The organism is bacterium (assembly GCA_017744355.1).
GTDB lineage: Bacteria > Cyanobacteriota > Sericytochromatia > S15B-MN24 > UBA4093 > JAGIBK01.
Genome location: JAGIBK010000004.1, coordinates 21,785 through 36,658, shown reverse-complemented (window position 1 = coordinate 36,658; position 14,874 = coordinate 21,785). Strand labels below are relative to the sequence as shown.

10 protein-coding genes are annotated in these 14,874 nt (G+C 68.1%); 8 read left to right on the top strand and 2 right to left on the bottom strand.

The window, feature by feature from the left end; all coding sequences use genetic code 11:
- Nucleotides 1-26: 26 nt before the first annotated feature.
- Nucleotides 27-1,196, top strand: coding sequence for an acyl-CoA dehydrogenase family protein (locus J7643_11155; GenBank protein MBO9541136.1), 1,170 nt, complete (start codon nucleotides 27-29; stop codon nucleotides 1,194-1,196).
- 66 nt (nucleotides 1,197-1,262) lie between these two features.
- On the opposite strand, the gene J7643_11150 is transcribed toward J7643_11155, so the two are convergent.
- Together J7643_11150 and J7643_11145 are read right to left on the bottom strand one after the other, a co-directional pair.
- Nucleotides 1,263-3,386 carry an SMP-30/gluconolactonase/LRE family protein gene (locus tag J7643_11150; protein ID MBO9541135.1) on the bottom strand — a complete coding sequence of 708 codons (2,124 nt, stop codon included), beginning with the start codon at nucleotides 3,384-3,386 and terminating at the stop codon, nucleotides 1,263-1,265.
- Nucleotides 3,387-3,442: 56 nt separating this feature from the next.
- On the bottom strand, nucleotides 3,443-5,575 hold the full coding sequence (locus J7643_11145; protein ID MBO9541134.1) for a carboxypeptidase regulatory-like domain-containing protein: 2,133 nt from the start codon (nucleotides 5,573-5,575) through the stop codon (nucleotides 3,443-3,445).
- A gap of 170 nt (nucleotides 5,576-5,745) precedes the next feature.
- On the opposite strand from J7643_11145, the gene J7643_11140 reads away from it, so the two are divergent.
- The 7 genes from J7643_11140 (at nucleotide 5,746) to J7643_11110 (ending at nucleotide 14,847) form a co-directional block, all read left to right on the top strand.
- Nucleotides 5,746-6,450, top strand: a complete 705-nt coding sequence (locus J7643_11140; GenBank protein ID MBO9541133.1) for an electron transfer flavoprotein subunit beta/FixA family protein — start codon at nucleotides 5,746-5,748, stop codon at nucleotides 6,448-6,450.
- Between the two features lie 10 nt (nucleotides 6,451-6,460).
- Complete coding sequence (locus J7643_11135; GenBank protein MBO9541132.1) at nucleotides 6,461-7,165, top strand: electron transfer flavoprotein subunit alpha/FixB family protein; 705 nt, start codon at nucleotides 6,461-6,463, stop codon at nucleotides 7,163-7,165.
- Between the two features lie 106 nt (nucleotides 7,166-7,271).
- The gene (locus J7643_11130) at nucleotides 7,272-8,732 is read left to right on the top strand and encodes a HAMP domain-containing histidine kinase (GenBank protein MBO9541131.1); all 1,461 of its coding nucleotides are present in this window, start codon (nucleotides 7,272-7,274) and stop codon (nucleotides 8,730-8,732) included.
- Between the two features lie 100 nt (nucleotides 8,733-8,832).
- Complete coding sequence (locus J7643_11125) at nucleotides 8,833-9,546, top strand: tyrosine-protein phosphatase (GenBank protein MBO9541130.1); 714 nt, start codon at nucleotides 8,833-8,835, stop codon at nucleotides 9,544-9,546.
- A gap of 91 nt (nucleotides 9,547-9,637) precedes the next feature.
- Complete coding sequence (locus J7643_11120; GenBank protein MBO9541129.1) at nucleotides 9,638-10,234, top strand: SRPBCC family protein; 597 nt, start codon at nucleotides 9,638-9,640, stop codon at nucleotides 10,232-10,234.
- Nucleotides 10,235-10,301: 67 nt separating this feature from the next.
- Entirely contained in the window at nucleotides 10,302-12,506 is a 2,205-nt protein-coding gene (locus tag J7643_11115) for a hypothetical protein (protein ID MBO9541128.1), read from the top strand.
- Nucleotides 12,507-12,510: 4 nt separating this feature from the next.
- A complete protein-coding gene (locus J7643_11110) occupies nucleotides 12,511-14,847 on the top strand; it encodes a carbohydrate binding domain-containing protein (protein MBO9541127.1) in 2,337 nt (778 codons plus the stop codon).
- The last annotated feature ends 27 nt before the right edge of the window (nucleotides 14,848-14,874 follow it).

The following is a 14,874-nucleotide window of genomic DNA, read 5'->3' as shown; positions in this document are numbered from 1 at the left end:
AGCAGCGCGCTTTTGAGGAGAAAACCATGGATTTCAATTTCACCGAAGAACAGCAGATGCTCCGCCAGATGGCCAAGGAGTTCGCGGACCGCGAGCTTCGGCCCCTTGCCGACAAGCACGACAAGGAGGAGCACATCGGCCGTGACATCCTCATGAAGATGGCGGAGCAGGGCTTCCTCGGCTCCAACATCCCCGAGGAGTACGGTGGATCCAGCCTGGGCGACGTGGGCAACGCCATCCTCGCCGAGGAGATCGGCCGCGTCGACTCGAGCCTCGGCGTCACCATGGGCGCCCACGGCGGCATCGGCACCTACGGCCTGGTCATCGACGGCACCGAAGAGCAGAAGCAGAAGTACCTGCCCAAGCTCGCCTCGGGCGAGATGCTCGCGGCCTTCGCCCTGACCGAGCCGGGCGCCGGCTCGGACGCCGCGGCCATCAAGACCCGCGCCGTGCGTGACGGCAACGACTGGATCATCAACGGCCAGAAGATGTGGATCACCAATGGCGGCACCGCCGACCTGCTCACGGTCTTCGCCGTGACGGATCCGGCCCTCGGCGCCCGCGGCGGCGTGACGGCGTTCCTCGTCGAGCGCGCCTTCGGCGGCATCGAGAACGGCCCCAAGGAGAAGAAGATGGGCATCCGCGGCTCGGATACCCGCGAGGTCTTCTTCAAGGACGTCCGCGTCCCCAACGAGAACGTGCTCGGTCAGGTGGGCCTCGGCTTCGTGACCGCCATGAAGATCCTGGACAAGGGTCGCCTGAGCCTCGGCGCCGCCTGCCTGGGCGCTGCCAAGGAAGCCTTCGACCTGTCCATGAAGCACGCGACCACCCGTATCCAGTTCGGCAAGCCCATCGCCGAGAACCAGGCCATCCAGTTCTACCTCGCCGAGATGGCCACCCGCATCTTCGCGATGGAGCAGATGGTGTACTACACCGCCTGGCAGTCGGAGCAGGGCAACAAGATCACCCTGCCCGGCTCGATGGTCAAGCTGTTCTGCACCGAGAACTCGACCTGGATCATCAACAAGGCCGTCCAGATCCACGGCGGCATGGGTTACTCGGGCGAGTACCCCATCGAGCGCCTGTTCCGCGATGCGCGCATCTGCGAGATCTTCGAGGGCACCAACGAGATCCAGAAGGTCGTCATCGCCAAGGACATCCTCAAGCAGTACTCCCGCGAGGCCGCGCGGGTCTAACGCCTGAGCGCACCCAACCAGAAGGGGGCCGCGACGCTTGCGTCGCGGCCCCCTTCGTCGTCTTGGTTACGGGGTGATCTTGCGGATGACGTCGGCGACCTGGTCGGTGACGTAGATGTTACCCGCGCCATCGATCGCTAGCCCGCTCAGGTTGTCGAACTGGGCGTCGGGGGCGTCGCCGTTGACGTTGCCCCGGCGCCCGGAGCCCGCGTAGGTGCTCACCACGCCCTGGGGCGTGACGACCCGCACCACCCGGTTCATGAAGTCGGCCACGTAGAGCCGCCCCTGGCTGTCGAAGGCCAGGTCATAGGGCTCGTTGAACTCGGCCTCGGTGCCCGTGGCGTCCTCGTAGCCGGGACGGCCCGCGCCCACGAAGGTCGTGACGGTGCCAGTAGGACTCACCTTGCGGATCAGGTGGTTGTCGGTGTCGGCCACGAAGAGGTTGCCCGCAGCGTCCATTGCGAGGCCGCGGGGCCGGTTGAAGCGCGCCGTGCCCCCCTTGCCGTCGAGCGCGCCCGGCTGGCCGCTGCCCGCGAGGGTGCTCAGCACCCCGCCTGGCGTGATCTTGCGGATCGCGTAGTTGCGGGAGTCGACCACGAAGAGGTTGCCCGACGCGTCCATGGCCATGCCCCAAGGGGTGTTGAGCTGCCCCTTCGCGGCGACTTGGCCGTCGACGAAGCCCGGGGTGCCGTTGCCCGCAAAGGTCGTCACGTTGCCGTTGGCGTCGATCTTGCGGATCTTGTCGTAGGCCTCGCTGACGTAAAGGGCGTTGGTCTTGCGGTCGAAGTAGACGCCGTTCGGTGATCTGAAGCGGGCTTGCTGCCGGGCGCCGTCGCGTTGCTCGGCCGTGCCGTCTCCGGCCCAGGTGGAGACGGTTCCGTTCGGGGCGATCTGCCGGATCCGGTGGTTCTCGGAGTCCGCCGCGTACAGGTTGCCCGCGGCGTCGAAGGTCATCCCGAGGGTGGAGTTGAAGCGCGCCTGCTGGCTGCTGCCGTCGGCGAAGCCCGTGCCGATCCCGCTGAAGGTCGTGACCGTCGGGTAGCGCTCCACCACTTGCAGGGTGCGAGCGAGGCGCATGGAGCCCGCCTTGACGCGCAGGGTGGCGCTCCCCAGGGAGACGCCGTGGAGGGTGTCGCCATCGAGGCGCACGGCGGAGCCTTCGACCGACCAGGTCGCCGTCGGGGTCTCGACGAAGCGATCCGAGGTGTCCCGGCCGGTGAGCGTGAAGGGTAGGGTTCCCCCCTTGATGACGCTCGCGTTGCCGGGGCGCAGCTGGAGGGACTTGAGGACGGTGAAGGGGACTTCGGCGCTCTGGACCGTCCCGACGGTGATCGAGAGGTCCCCGCTCTTGGCCCCGGCGGGCACGACCACCTTGAGGGTGGAGTCGTCGATCCGCGTGATCGAGGTGGCGGGCGCCGAGTTGAAGTCGACCCGCAGCGCCTCGCCCGAGGAGGTCCCGAAGTGGCGCCCCGAAAGGGTGACCACGTCGCCGGGAGCGGCGTTTTCCGGGCTCAGGCGCTCGATGGTCGGTATGTTCTGGGAGAGGGCCAGGTCGGGGACCTGGGTGGTCACGTCGGATTTCACCGCGACCCCGCTCACGGTGGCCGTGCCGAGGCTCTCCTTCTTGCCCACCAGGGTGAAGACACCGACCGGCACATTGAGAAGGGTGTAGGCCCCGGTCTCGGTCGTGCGGACCTGGTAGGGCAGGCCCGGGATGAAGACCTCGGCGCCGAGCAGGTTCGTGACTTCGCTGCGGTCGGGGACGGTGACCTTGCCCGCCAGGTTGCCGGTCCGCGCGAGCATGAGGCGCAGGTCCGGGGCGGCGGCGTCCACGTTGAGCTGGAGGGCCTTGACGTTGTCGGCGAGCACCGCCTCGATGTTCAGGGCGGAGCCTGCGGCCGCCGTCAGGCTGAAGCGGCCGAGCGCGTCGGTCTTGGCCTCGAGCCCCGTGGCCTGGACCCGGTAGCCCGCGGTGTTGTTGGACACCAGGCCCCCCGCGTTGTTGGAGATCAGGTAGCCGTGCACCGCCACGTTGGCGGCGGGCTTGCCGTCCAGACCGAGCACCACCCCCGAGAAGCTCGCGCCGTCGCCGCTTGAGGCGGCGGGTAGCGGCGGGTACTGGGTGCAGCCGAAACTCCCGAGGAAGGCCAGGAGCACGGTGGCACGGACGAGGGCGGCGGGTTGGGGCATGACGGGTCGTACCTCAAGGAAGGGGGCCTTCTATCCCTATACCCTCGTTTGTACGTCTAGGGCCGGATCTTGCGGATGCGATCGTTCCCGGAGTCCGAGACGTAGAGGTTGCCCGCACCGTCCAGGGCCAGGGAGTTGGGGCCGTAGAACCGTGCGCTTGGCGCTTCGGCGTCGAAGTAGCCCGCCCCCATGCCCGCGTAGGTGGCCACCGCCCCATTCGGGGCGATCGCGCGGATGAGGTGGTTCGACTGGTCGGCGACCAAGAGCCACCCCTGGGTATCCATCACCAGGTCCATCGGCCCGTTGAACTTGGCCGCAGGCCCCGTCTCGTCGGAGTAGCCCGCTTCGCCGCTGCCCGCGAGGGTGCTCACGGTGCCGTTCGGGGTGATCTTGCGGATCTTGTGGTTGCCCGCATCCGCCACGTACAGGTTGCCCTGGGGGTCGAAGGCAAGGCCTGCCGGTTCGTAGAAGCGTGCGGTGCTCAGCGTCCCGTCGACGCTGCCCGAGGCGGTCCCCATCCCGGCGTAGGTCGTGACGTTCCCGCTGGCGTCGATCTTGCGGATGGCGTGGTTCAAGGCGTCGGCCACGAACAGATTGCCGTTCGCATCGCGGGCGATGCCGACGGGGAAGTTGAACCGCGCGGCGGTGCCCTTGCCGTCCAGGTAGCCCGCCTCACCGTTCCCGGCGATGGTCGTCACGTTCCCGTCGGCGTCGATCTTGCGAATGGCGTGGCCGTTCTCCGAGACGTAGGTGTCGCTGCCCGCCACCGCGAAGCGCGAGGGGTCGTGGAACTGAGCCAGGAGGCCCTTGCCGTCCAGGCGCGCACGGGTGCCGTCGCCCGCGAGGGTGCTCACCATCCCGCCTGAGGCGATCTGGCGGATCCGCTGGTTCTTGAGGTCGGCCACCAGGAGGTTGCCGAGCGCGTCGAAGGCAAGACCGATCGGCCGGTAGAAGCGCGCCGCGGTGCCGAGGCCGTCGAGGTAGTCGTCCAGCGGATCCCAGGGGTCGTTGAAGCCGCCCGCGAGGGTGCTGACCTCGGGGTGGCGCGCAAGCACCCGGACGGTGCGAGCGATCGCAAGCCGCCCGGACTCGGCGCGCAGGGTCGCAGTACCGGTCTTGAGGGCCTTCAGCTTCCCGTTTTCGAGGGCGATCGCCTCTCCTTGCACCGTCCAGCGCACCTGCGGGTTGGCGACGACCTTGTTGCCCGTGTCCCGGACGCTGAGCCCGAGCGCACGCTCCTCGCCGACGGCCAGGAAGGTGTTGCCGAAGCCCAGGGTGAGCGAGGCGAGCACCGTGAAGGGCACCCCGGCGCTCTGGACGCCCCCGACGGTGATCGAGAGGTCGCCGGTGACGGCCCCGGCGGGGACGGTCACCTTGAGGGTCCGGTCGTCCACGCGCTCGATGGCCGTGGCGGGGGCGGCGCTGAAGTCGACCCGCAGCGGAGCACCCGAGGAGGTGCCGAAGTGCTCGCCCGTGAGGGTGACGACCTCGCCCGGCGCGGCGTGGGCGGGCTGGACCGCCGAGATGGTCGGCATCTCGGTCGAGAGGGCGAGATCGTCGGCCTGGGTGGTCGCTTCGGACTGGACCTGGACCCCCGAGCGCCGGGCGGAGCCGAGGCCGTCCTTCTTGGCGACCAGCTCGAAGGTGCCGACCGGTACGTTGAGCAGGGCGTAGCTGCCGGCCTGGGTGGTGCGGACCTGGTAGGGCAGCCCCGGGATGAAGACCTCGGCGCCTTCGAGGTTCGTGACCTCGGGCCGCGAGGGGGCGGTGACCCGGCCTGTGATCTGGCCGGTCCGCGCGAGCATCAGGCGCAGGTCGCTCGCCCCTGCGCCCACGTTGAGCCTCAGGGCCTTGACGTTGTCCGAGAGGATGGCCTCCACGTTGAGGGCCGCGCCCTTGGAGGCTTCGAGTTTGAAGTGGCCCTGGGCGTCGCTGCGGGCTTCGAGGCCGTTGCTCGCGGCGATCCGGTAGGTGGCGGCGTTGTTGGAGACGAGGTTCGCCGCGTTGTTGGAAACCAGGTAGCCCCTCACCGTCACGCCCGCCGCGGGCTTGCCGTCGAGGCCGATGACCTGGCCCGAGAAGCCTTCAAGACCGTCGGTCCCGACGCCTGCGACATGGGGGGCGCAGCCGACCTGGCCGACCAGGAGCAAAAGCAGGGCGCCGTGGCGTAGGGGCGAGCGTCTCGGCATCAAGTCCATCTCTCTGGAGCGTCGAAGGCGGCGGGCACTTCCTTATACCCTCGCTTGCGATCGCCGATACTTTTCGGCGGGACGGAAGCGATTTTTTGGGGTACATTAGTGAGTGTTCACTAACTTCGTTCGACTGCGAGACATCACGAGAAACGGAGAGGCTTTCGGGCATGGCTAGCCATCACATCGTCGTCGCCATCAAGCAGGTCCCCGACACGACCGACGTCAAGCTCGATCCCAAGACCGGGGTCGTGGCGCGGGATCTGACCAAGGGCATCATCAACCCCGAGGACAAGTACGCCCTGGAGCTGGCGCTTGGCCTCAAGGGCCCCGCCGACAAGATCACGGTCCTTTCCATGGGCCCCGAGACGGCCCGCGACGCCCTCAAGGAGGCCCTCGCCATGGGCGCCGACGAGGCCGTCCTCGTCACCGACCCGCTGGCGGCGGGCTCGGACGCGCTCGCGACCGCCCGGGTCCTCAAGGCGGCGCTCGACAAGCTCGGGCCGGTGGATCTGCTCTTGACCGGGCGCCGTTCGATCGACGGCTGGACCGGGGCGATCGCCCCCATGGTCGCCGAGCTCGCCGAGCGGCCGCTGGTCTCGGCGATCCGCGCGGCCACCCTCTCGGACGGCAAGCTCGTCGCCGAGCAAGCGTGGGGTGATGCCCACCAGCAGATCGAGTGCCCGCTGCCCGCGGTCGCCTCGGTGACCCGCGAGGCCAAGACCCCGCGCCTGGCGACCGCCATGGGCATCATGAAGGCGGCCAAGAAGCCCCTCACCACCTGGACCCTCGCGGATCTCGGGGTGGCGCCGCAGACGGTGGGGCTCGCGGGCGCGCTGACCAAGGTCGTGCGCGTGGCCAAGGTAGGCAAGTAGGAGAGCAGCGATGAGCAACGACATGGACAACCCCTGGCTCGCCTGGGCCCAGTCCCAGGAGGCGGCCCTGGCTGAGGCGGCGAGCGCGAGCGGCACCCTCAACACCGGCAACGAGTACCGCAACATCTGGGTCTACGTCGAGACCGAGGGCGGCTACGTCGCCCCCGAGACCCGCAAGCTCATGGGCAAGGCCCGCGAGCTCGGGGACCTGTTGGGGGCGCGGGTGCAGGCGGTGGTGCTTGCGGGCGGCGAGGCGCTCGCCAAGGACCTCATCGGCTACGGGGCTGACACGGTGATGCTTGCCGAGCACCCCGTGCTCGAGACCTTCCAGCTCGAGGCCTACGCCAAGGCCCTGGGCCAGCTGGTCGCCGCCTACAAGCCCGAGATCTTCCTCTTCTCGGCGAGCCGCGCGGGCGAGGATCTCGCCCCGCGCCTCGCCGCCCGTCTGGGCACGGGCTTTTTGGCCGATGCGACCGACCTCGAACTCGACGACGCCGAGCGCCTCCTGCGCGTCACCCGCCAGACCTTCGCCGAGAAGATCCTGACGGTGGCGGTCATCGCCGAGCGCAAGCCTCAGGTGGTGACGGTGCGCCCGGGCGTTTTCCGGGAGGCGGACTTCGATCGCTTCCGGGGCGGCGAGGTCGCCAAGGTGGAGGTCGACCTGGCCCCCGAAGACCGCCTGACGCGGATCGTGGGGGTGCTCGCGCCGGCTTAGCGGACGAGGACTCGAAGAGCGATGACGAAGGAGCCGCAAAACGGCTCCTTCGTTTTTTTGTGCTACGATAGCTTTCTTCATACTTTGTTGTGGAATTTTATTAGCGATGCACCTTTTCTCCGAGGCCCTGATCCTCGTCAGCTTTGCCGTCTGCTTGCTGGAGGGTCTGCTCTTCTTCCACATGGCCCGGCGGTACCACCGGGCCTACGCGTGGCCGTACGCGTGGATGTGCGGAGCGGCTGGCCTCTTCTTGGGGGCCTCCTTTTTCGCGCGGGGCGAGGCGCCCGCGTGGCTTGCCACCTTCTGGGCCGCCTCCTACTGGGTGCTGGTGGCGACGGCCACCGAGTTCAACCTGAGGTTGACGGAAAACCGCCTGACGCTGCGCCCCTACGTGGGCTGGATTGGTCTCGGGATTCTGGCCCTCTCGCTTTTGGTCATTTATCCGGCCCCTTACGCCCTGCCGGCACAGCTGACCTGGGTTGGGATCGCGGGCGCGAGCAGCGTCTTCCAGCAGGGGCTCTACTGGCGCTTCTGGCAGCGTTCCCGTACCCTGGCGCGGACCATCCTCCTGGTCTCGACGACGTTCATCTTCCTCTCCTACACTTGCTTTGCCCTCTCGGTATGGTGGCCGGCCTTGACGCTCTTGAGCACCGTCTTGCTGTTGGTTGCCCTGATTCTGCAGCCCATCGGCTGCTTTTCGCTGCTCTTCGAGAGTGTTGCCGATGAGCTGAAGGAGCAGAACCGGCAGGTGGCCGAGGAGCGTCAGCGCGTCAGCCGCCTGGTCGAGGAGCGAACCACCGAGCTGGCCGAGGCCAACGCTTACCTGGAAGCGACCCTCGCGGATCTGCGCCGCCTCGATCGCCACAAGGACGAGTTCTTCAGCGTGGTGAGCCACGAGCTGCGCACGCCGGTGGCGGCGATCCTGGGCTTCGGGGAGTTCCTGGAGGATCGGCTCGCCGGTGATTTGAGCCCCGGCCAAGAGGAGTTCGTGGCCGGGATTCTCTCGGCCACTCGTCAGCTCGCACGCTTGGTCGATGACCTCCTGGACGTGGCCCGCATCGCGGGGGGCACCCTGCGCCTGGAGCCGCGCCTGACGTCGCTGAGCGACCTCTTGGCCCAGGCGCTCGCGATCGCCACCCCCCTCTGCGACCGCAAGCGCCAGCGCCTGAACGTGACCATCGCCGCCGATCTGCCCCTCATCCACGGGGACCCGCAGCGCCTGATCCAGGTGGTGCTGAACCTGCTCTCCAACGCCTCCAAGTTTTCGCCCGAGGGGAGCGACGTGAGCCTGCGGGCCGAGAAGGAGCCCGGCGGCGTGGTCATCTCGGTGAGCGATCAAGGGATCGGGATCGATCCCCAGGAGCATGCCTTCGTCTTCGACCGCTTCTACCAGTCCGATCGCTCGCTGACCCGCCGCCGCGGCGGGGTGGGCCTGGGTCTGGCCATCGCCCGTGAGCTCGTCGCCATGCACGGGGGCCGGATCACCCTCGAGAGCGCCTTCGGCCAAGGGGCGACCTTCCGGATCCACCTGCCCGTCGCGGCGGCCACCGGCCCCCTGAGAGTTTGACACCTGACGAAGATCCGTTTAAGGTTTGGTTAACTCTCGTCAGAGATCCGTCGTCGTTCCGATAACCAATCCATCGTAAGGTGTGTTTCGAGGAGGGACCATGAAGCTTCGTCACTGGACGCAAGGGCTGCTCACGGCGGCGATGGCCGTTTCGCTCGTTGGGTGCGGCATGGCCTCGCCCCAGCAGGGTGGGGCTCTGAGCGGCGCGTCGAGCAACCGCGTGGTCGCCGAGTCCGTTCCCTCTGCCGCCGCGCTTGAGCGCCTGGCGGCGGCGTCCCCCGATCGCCTCATCGACAACGCCCCCCTGGAGCCCGGCGCCGAAGGCATCTGGCCCAAGCCTCCCGCCGAGGATCTTGGCAACCTGGGCAAGCTCGAGCCCAACCTGTGGCGCGGCGCCCGTCCCACCGAGAAGGGCATGGACATGCTGCTCGCGATGGGCTGCAAGACCATCGTCAACTTCGAGAACGACAAGAAGGTCGTCGCGCAGGAGAAGGCCTGGGCCGAGGCGCGCGGCATCAAGTTCGTCTCGATCCCCTTGAGCATCATCACCCCGCCCAAGCTCGAGAACATCAACAAGTTCCTGACCCTCGCCAACGATCCGTCGGCGCGTCCCCTCTACTTCCACTGCATGCAGGGCCGCGATCGCACCGGCACCGCCGCCTTCGCCTACCGCATCAGCCACGATGGCTGGAGCTACGACAAGGCCTACGAAGAGATGAAGGCCTACAAGTTCCACACCTACCTGCTCGGCCTGCGCGGCTTCCTCGTCTGGTACGCCAAGACCCAGGCCCCGGCGGCCGCCCTCGCACAGTAGCTAGCTTCTTCACGATGCCCCCCGGCAAAGCCGGGGGGCATCTTCGTGAGGGGTGGTTGCAAGGGCGCTTGAGAATCGGTATAAACCTTCCATGCGATCGCGACTTCTTGCCTGCCTGGTCCCGCTTTGCTTGGCCCTAACGCTCATGCGTCCTGCCGCCGCCCTTCCCGAGGCGGGGCTCGACCTCTCGGCCCGAGAGGTCAAGGCCGTCGAGCAGGGCGAGGTGGTCGTGCGCCTGCGCAACACCCACGAGTCGACCCTCAAGGACGTGCTGTGCGTCGGGCTGGTCAAGGCTTCGGCCGACCGCGTCTGGAACGTGCTGATCGACTACGATCGCTACGACAAGATCTTCAAGGGCATCCTCAAGACCGACACCCGCTCCAAGGAGGGGCCCGTCGAGGATCACTACTCGCTGCTCGATTACCCCTGGCCCATGACCGATCGCTGGGTGGTCAACCGCATCACCCACGCGGCGGATAAGCGCTCCATCACCTGGCACCGGGTCGAGGGCACGGTCAAGGAGGTCGTCGGCTCGTGGCACCTGGTGCCGGACGGGGACGAAACCCTGGTGATCTACAAGGTGCGTCTCGATCCCGGTATTCCCCTGATCCCCGCATGGGCCATCGACTGGGGCACGCAACGCGTCGCCCCGGACATCATCCACGCGCTGCGCCGCCAGCTCCGGTAAACACTCGCTTAGCCGCTTCTCATCCCGGGTATGTTCCCTCTAGCAGGGGATTTGAGCCGGAGGGACCATGCGGCGGCTTTGGATGGGAGTGGCGGTTGCGATCGCGCTGGGCGGGTGCCTCGCACCCGGCCGGCCCGTCGTCACAGTGCCGCCAACCGAGCTTGAGGCCCAAGCAGCACCCCTCTGGGGCCGGATCGTGGCCGGCTATTCGGCTCAGGCGAGTGCTTCGGATCTGGTGGCCAACGCCACCGTCACCTTGCTGAATGCCTCCAACCAGGTGGTCGCCACCGGCCTGACCGATGCTTCGGGGGCCTTTTCGCTCAACCCCTTCGTTTCCTTCGCTCCGACGACCAACGCCGTTTACGCCCTCGATGCCCTCAAGAGCTTCGGGTCAGCGGGCGATCGCGCCGCCCTGCGCTTCCGCACCCTGGTCAGCTGGGACGGGAACCGCTGGCGTGCGCTCTCGGGTTCGACCGAGGCCGCAGCAGGCGGCGCAGGGATCGTCCTGAGCGCACGGACCACGGCCCTTGCCGTCATTCGGGACCTGCGCGCCCGCGACGGCAGCGCCCTGCTGGGTCGTCTCGATCCGGCCACCGGCTCCTTCGCCGAAGGAGCCGGCGTGACGAACGCCGAGCTCGACGCGGTGAGCGCTCTGGTGAGCCAGGCCCTCGCCGTCAACCTCGACCCGGTGCGCTGGATCGCCTACACGGCCGCCGATGCCACCTATCGCCTGGCCTACGGTCCCTCGGCCGGCCGGGTCCTCTTCGACCTTGAAGAGGCCTACCAGACCGGAACCCTCGAAGGGCAGCGGATCACGACGGTGCGGGGTAAGGACGGCGGTCGCGCCGTCGTCAGCGCCAATGGGATCGCGCTCTTCGACGGCCAGATCGGCGGCCGTGACGTGCTCCAGCGGACCCTCGGGCCCACCGCGGACCGGTTGGGCAACGTCTACGCCCCGGACCTCGGCAACTATCGCATCCGGAAGTTCACCCCCGACGGCGCCCTGCTCTGGAGCTTCGGCACCAAGGGCGACGGCGCCATGCAGTTCTGGCACCCGGTCAGCGTCTCGGTGGACGGGAATTTCAACCTGCTGGTGACCGACTTCGCCAGCCACCAGGTCAAGAAGTTCGACCCGAGCGGCAACCTCTTGTGGGGGATCGGCCAGGGTTCGCGCTGGACCTCGCCGACGGGAACGGCGAGCAGCGCAGCCCACAACGGCCTGAATTACCCACACCACGCGCGCTTCGACGCGGCAGGCAACGTCTGGATCTCGGATTCTAGCAACCACCGTATCCTCAAGTACGACCCCAACGGCAACTTCCTGCGAGGCATCGGCGGGGGTGTCACCTGGACGACGAGCGCGGGTAATACCGTCGCCACCTCGGCCGCCGACGGCGCCTTCGCCGCCGTCATGGGGGTGGCGATTGCCCCCAACGGCGACATTTTCGTAGCCGATCGGGCCAACCACCGCATCCAGGTCTTCGACGCGAACGGCGTCTTCTTGCGCAAGTGGGGCGTCAATGGCCCGGCCCCCGGTCAGTTCCAGGACCCCGAGGACGTCTTGATCGACCATGCGGGCTACGTCTGGGTCGCCGAGAGCTCGGCTTCCCGCATCCAGAAGTTCGATCGCTTCGGCAACCTGATCGGGGCCTTCGGTGGGCCCGGCCCGGGCAACGGCCAGTTCGCCAACGCGCGGGGGCTCGCCTACGCGCCGGACGGCGCCATCCTGGTGGGTGACGACAACAACAACCGGGTGCAGCGGCTGTTGCCTGCCAACTCCCTGGCCTTCCGCCGCGAGGGCATGCTCAAGAAGGGCGCGGGAACCGTCTCGTTCTGGGTGAAGCCCACCTGGCCGGGCAACTCGACCCAGCGCAACTACCTGGTCGAGTTCGACGATCCGGCAGTCGCCGTCCAGAACGAGGTCGTGAGCCTCTTCAAGGAGAACGGCACCCTGATCCTCTGGTACCGGGTCGGTGGGCAGCCCCAGCAGGCGCCGAGCGTGTCGGTTTCCCACTGGAAGGCCAACGAGTGGCACCACGTGGCCTTCACCTGGAGCGCGTCCAAGGTGGCCCTCTACCTGGATGGGGCGCTTGCGACGAGCGTGGTCCCGAACGCCCTGATGAACGAGGACCCGCTCGATCTCTACGTCGGCCGGAACTTCGGCGGGGGCGTCACCAACCTGGAGGGGACCATCGACCAGCTCCGCACCTACGACTACGCCAAGGCCGCCGACGAAATCGCCCGCGACGCGCGCGGGCTCAGCCAGGAGTAGCGCCATGGCCCGTTGCTTGCGCGTGACGATCGCCTTTCTGATGGCTGCCCTGAGCTTGCTCGGCTGCCAGCTGCCACCGGCCGCGGCGCCAGGCCCCTCGAATACAGCACGCGCGCTCGTGGGGGCTTCCCTCTTCACGGGGCGGCTGGTGCTCGACGACTCGTACGCCGCCCAGGCCAACGTCAGCCAGGTGCGGGTCAACGCCACCGTCACCCTCCTCGATCCGGCGACCCTTCAGGCCAAGGGCACCGGGATCACCGCGCCGGACGGGACCTTCACCGTTCAGGCCCTCGGCGCCTTCACCCCGGCCGTGGGCGGGCTTTACCTGCTCGAATCCTCCAAGACCCTCGCCGGAGCCGGTAGCCCGGTCTTCCGCTTGAGGACCCTGGTGCAGTTCACCGCGAGTGGCTGGACCAGCGTCAGCGGGACGGCCATCCAGCTCTCGAGCATGACCACGGCGGTCGGCCTCCTCTGGGACCACCTGGGCCTGGCGGCGAGCGACGTGATCGGCAAGGTGAGCTACGAGACCACCACCGGGACCCCTCGTGCCTCGGCCCTCGGCGCAGGGGCCTCCGAGGCCCTGGTGCGTCAGGTCGAGGCCCTGGTCCAAGAGGCCCTGCTTGGCGACATGGACCCGGTCCAGTTCGTGAGACCCGGTCCGGGCGGGGTCTGGCGCCTTGGGATGGGCGATCGCAGCCGCAACTTGCTCGTGAATCCGGGCTTCGAGGACGCTGCGCTGCGTGAGTGGTTCTTCCACAACCCGGTCGCCGCGGCCACCTATTCGATCGAGACGGGCGTCGTCCATGAGGGGAAGCAGGCGCTACGCTTCACCGCCAACGCCGCGGGGGACATGTGGCTCGGCCAGGGCTACGCGGGCGGGTTCCTGCTCAGCAAGGGGCTTGGCCTGGAGGCCGGCAAGACCTACACCTACTCGCTCTACGCCCGCGGGGCCAGCGGCGGGGAGCGTCTGCAGTTCCAGGTGAACCCGCAGACGGATGCCTTGACGCGCTTCAACAGCCCGAACTTCGTGCTCACCCAGCAGTGGCGGCGCTACTCCTTCAGCTTCACCGCGACGGGTTCGACCCCGCGGGCGATCGCCCTGTTCCGGCCGGGCAGCGTCGCAGGCGAGGTCACCTTCCCCGCGACGGTCTACGTGGATGCCCTCCAACTCGAGGAGGGAGGCGGGGCCACCGACTACGCGCCGCAAGGCCAGCGCGTGATCCAGGGCTTCTCGAACGCGGACGAGCGCGTCGGGACCACCCTGGCCTCGGGCCGCGTGGGAACCGGGGTGGTCGTGGATTTGGGGACCAACCTCGCCCCCAACTCCAGCTTCGAGCTGGACGGCGATGCCGACGGGGTGCCAGACGGGATGCTCTTGAGCGGGAGCAACGGAGGCCAGTTCGCGCTCGATCCCAACGTGTACCGCTTCGGGGCGCGATCGCTGCGGGTCACCAAGGCGAGCGCCAACGAGGATTACGTCCACTACATGCTGAATCAGACCTTCCGCGCGGGCCGTACCTATACCTTCTCGGTCTGGGTGAAGGGCCAGGGGATCACCGGCAGCCCGGACGGGATCGACTTCGGCATCTACCTGGATCCCTACCTGGCGAGCGGTCCGCTCTCGGTCCCGGACATCATCAACTCCTGCCCGGCGCCGGTGGGGACCTTCGGCTGGACGCGGATCAGCGTCACCAAGACCTTCGTCAACACCTGTACAACGGCCAAGGTCATCCCGATCCTGCGCCGCCGCACCGGCACCGCCTGGTTCGACGGCTTCCAGGTCGAGGAGGCGGACTACCCCACCCCCTACGGGGGCGACGGCACCGGGCCCGACACCCTCGCCTTCGACGCCAATCGCTACCTCAACCGCTCGCAAGGGACCGCGGCCTTCTGGTACCGGCCCGCCTACCACTGGGGCGAGCGCCCGACCATGGTCTTCGGCGTGACGCGGGCGGACAACGGCGACGACGTCTTCAACCTGGATACCTATCGGGCCGCGGACGGTACCCCCCAGCTGCGGCTCCAGCTCCACAGCGGCACCGCCTGGAATGTTGCGACCTATCGGCCGACCACGACGACGCCCTGGCGCGCGGATACATGGCACCACCTGGCGACGAGCTGGGGGCCGCGCGGCATGGAGCTGTACCTGGATGGGGAGAAGGTGGCGACTCACCCTTACGCAGGCCCTATCTTCAACAGCCCACTCGGGCGCCTGCTCTTCTCGGGCACGTCTAGCAACTTCACGGCCTGCGCCCTGGGCACCCTCGATGGGCTCCAGGTCTGGGACGTGCAGCAGAGTCCCGAGTGGGTCAAGAAGGACTTCCTGGGCCTCGTCCAGTGAGAAAGGCCCCCGCCTCGTTCGAGGCGG